The sequence below is a fragment of the Pseudoalteromonas sp. NEC-BIFX-2020_015 genome, assembly GCF_012952265.1.
GTDB classification, from domain to species: Bacteria; Pseudomonadota; Gammaproteobacteria; order Enterobacterales; family Alteromonadaceae; genus Pseudoalteromonas; species Pseudoalteromonas neustonica.
Genome location: NZ_JABCJL010000064.1, coordinates 1 through 2135, shown reverse-complemented (window position 1 = coordinate 2135; position 2135 = coordinate 1). Strand labels below are relative to the sequence as shown.

Below are 2135 nucleotides of genomic sequence, written 5' to 3'. Positions count from 1 at the left end.
AGTAACAGGGGTCAAATCTTGACTTCAGACACCAAGCAAACCATTGGGACAGACACTTGATATTATTGGTCTGTTAAATGGTGTTCATGGCACTGGGATCGTACAGGGGATGACAAACTATACCGAAAAAGAAAGCGGAAATTAAAGGGCAAGTTATGATTTATGCCATTTCCATAGCTTTAATATTATTTTTGCCGTTAGTTGCAGCAAAACTGAATAAACTAGACAGCCACTTTAATTGAGCAAATAAAACTGCGCTACTAAGTTTACTCTTTTGGGCTAAAAACTTATCTCTTCTTGAATTCAAATATCAAATTTTAGGATGGGTGTCATCTTTGTTTTCTTTAACAGCCCAGAAAAACATAATCAAAGTACTTTATGCATCAACATAACAATAATAGAAGGAGGTGGTTCATGCAATTGGTAACGAATAAACTAAATTTGACGATCTTTATAGGGTTACTCCTTTTCTCCAAACCAGGAGAAACTAACAGTTTGGTCAATGAATCGGAAATACAAGAGGATGTACCGCATGTGCCTTTTATGAAATTAGTTGTTTTCCCTGAAATGTATGACAAAAAAAAAATAAAAATAACGGGTTTACTTTTACGTAGTCATAGAGAAAATCCAGTTTTTTTAATGTATGGTGAAGATGCAGCTCGCTCAGGCCGAGCTGAAGAAACTATTCTTCTCTACAATTTACCCAAAGAAATAACACTCAATGATATAGATGGAGTATATTATACAGTTAAAGGCATCTTTGATAGTGGTTGCATAAAAGATAAACCACCAAACACTCGTTGGAGGATTGAATACTTAGGTTGTATTCATAAGCTGGAGCAGTTAAAGGCCTCAACTAATGGACATTATAAATACCAGCGTGAGCTGCCTTTATTTCCAATTCCACCACCTAAGAAGTAATTGGGAACTAATGGGAGCAGCTCTTTCTTTTTGGAAATAAATAGAGTCAGGTCTTTTTTTGCCTTTAGATGATGAGGTTTATTTTTAATAAGGATATTAAATGTTTTTAAGAGTATTTATATTTATTAGTGTTTTTCTTTCTGCTAATGCAATTGCAGCTATTGGCAAAGGTCATGTTAGTGGAAAAATCACGAACATTACCAGTATTAGCTCAGGGTTACTTGTGCGTATTAATGCAAACTAAGTGCCTGAACACTGCACTAGCGGTCGTGTTTGGATGGAAATAAAACAAGAAAAATCAGCAATGACGGCGTTAACGCTTGGGGCGTGGTGTTACTGTATATACGGAGGCTAACTCAAGTGGTTATTGCCAAGTGACTCAAGTCGACCCATATGAATCGTGAACCCGTGCTTAGTATTATTTTTTATTAGGTGAGATGAATAAACTAGACAGCCACTTTAATTGAGCAAATAAAACTGCGCTACTAAGTTTACTCTTTTGGGCTAAAAACTTATCTCTTCTTGAATTCAAATATCAAATTTTAGGATGGGTGTCATCTTTGTTTTCTTTAACAGCCCAGAAAAACATAATCAAAGTACTTTATGCATCAACATAACAATAATAGAAGGAGGTGGTTCATGCAATTGGTAACGAATAAACTAAATTTGACGATCTTTATAGGGTTACTCCTTTTCTCCAAACCAGGAGAAACTAACAGTTTGGTCAATGAATCGGAAATACAAGAGGATGTACCGCATGTGCCTTTTATGAAATTAGTTGTTTTCCCTGAAATGTATGACAAAAAAAAAATAAAAATAACGGGTTTACTTTTACGTAGTCATAGAGAAAATCCAGTTTTTTTAATGTATGGTGAAGATGCAGCTCGCTCAGGCCGAGCTGAAGAAACTATTCTTCTCTACAATTTACCCAAAGAAATAACACTCAATGATATAGATGGAGTATATTATACAGTTAAAGGCATCTTTGATAGTGGTTGCATAAAAGATAAACCACCAAACACTCGTTGGAGGATTGAATACTTAGGTTGTATTCATAAGGTGGAGCAGTTAAAGGCCTCAACTAATGGAGATTATAAATACCAGCGTGAGCTGCCTTTATTTCCAATTCCACCACCTAAGAAATAACAGGGTCACCCATTATAAATTCCCGGTTAAGCAGATAGCTGTTTTTTCTTGATCTTTTTATTAAAAAA

General features: G+C 35.2%; 3 protein-coding genes. All 3 read left to right on the top strand.

The window, feature by feature from the left end; translation table 11 throughout:
• Positions 1-414 precede the first annotated feature (414 nt).
• The 3 genes from HH219_RS21500 (at position 415) to HH219_RS21490 (ending at position 2067) form a co-directional block, all read left to right on the top strand.
• Positions 415-921, top strand: coding sequence for a hypothetical protein (locus tag HH219_RS21500; RefSeq protein WP_169328582.1), 507 nt, complete (start codon positions 415-417; stop codon positions 919-921).
• A gap of 100 nt (positions 922-1021) precedes the next feature.
• A complete protein-coding gene (locus HH219_RS21495) occupies positions 1022-1165 on the top strand; it encodes a hypothetical protein (RefSeq protein WP_169328581.1) in 144 nt (47 codons plus the stop codon).
• A 395-nt stretch (positions 1166-1560) separates the two neighbouring features.
• Positions 1561-2067 carry a hypothetical protein gene (locus tag HH219_RS21490; RefSeq protein WP_169328580.1) on the top strand — a complete coding sequence of 169 codons (507 nt, stop codon included), beginning with the start codon at positions 1561-1563 and terminating at the stop codon, positions 2065-2067.
• Positions 2068-2135: the final 68 nt, after the last annotated feature.

Bases quoted from the DNA above. Each gene is read 5' to 3' on its own strand.
- HH219_RS21490 (WP_169328580.1), top strand. From the start codon at position 1,561: ATGCAATTGGTAACGAATAAACTAAATTTGACGATCTTTATAGGGTTA.
- HH219_RS21500 (WP_169328582.1), top strand. From the start codon at position 415: ATGCAATTGGTAACGAATAAACTAAATTTGACGATCTTTATAGGGTTA.
- HH219_RS21495 (WP_169328581.1), top strand. From the start codon at position 1,022: ATGTTTTTAAGAGTATTTATATTTATTAGTGTTTTTCTTTCTGCTAAT.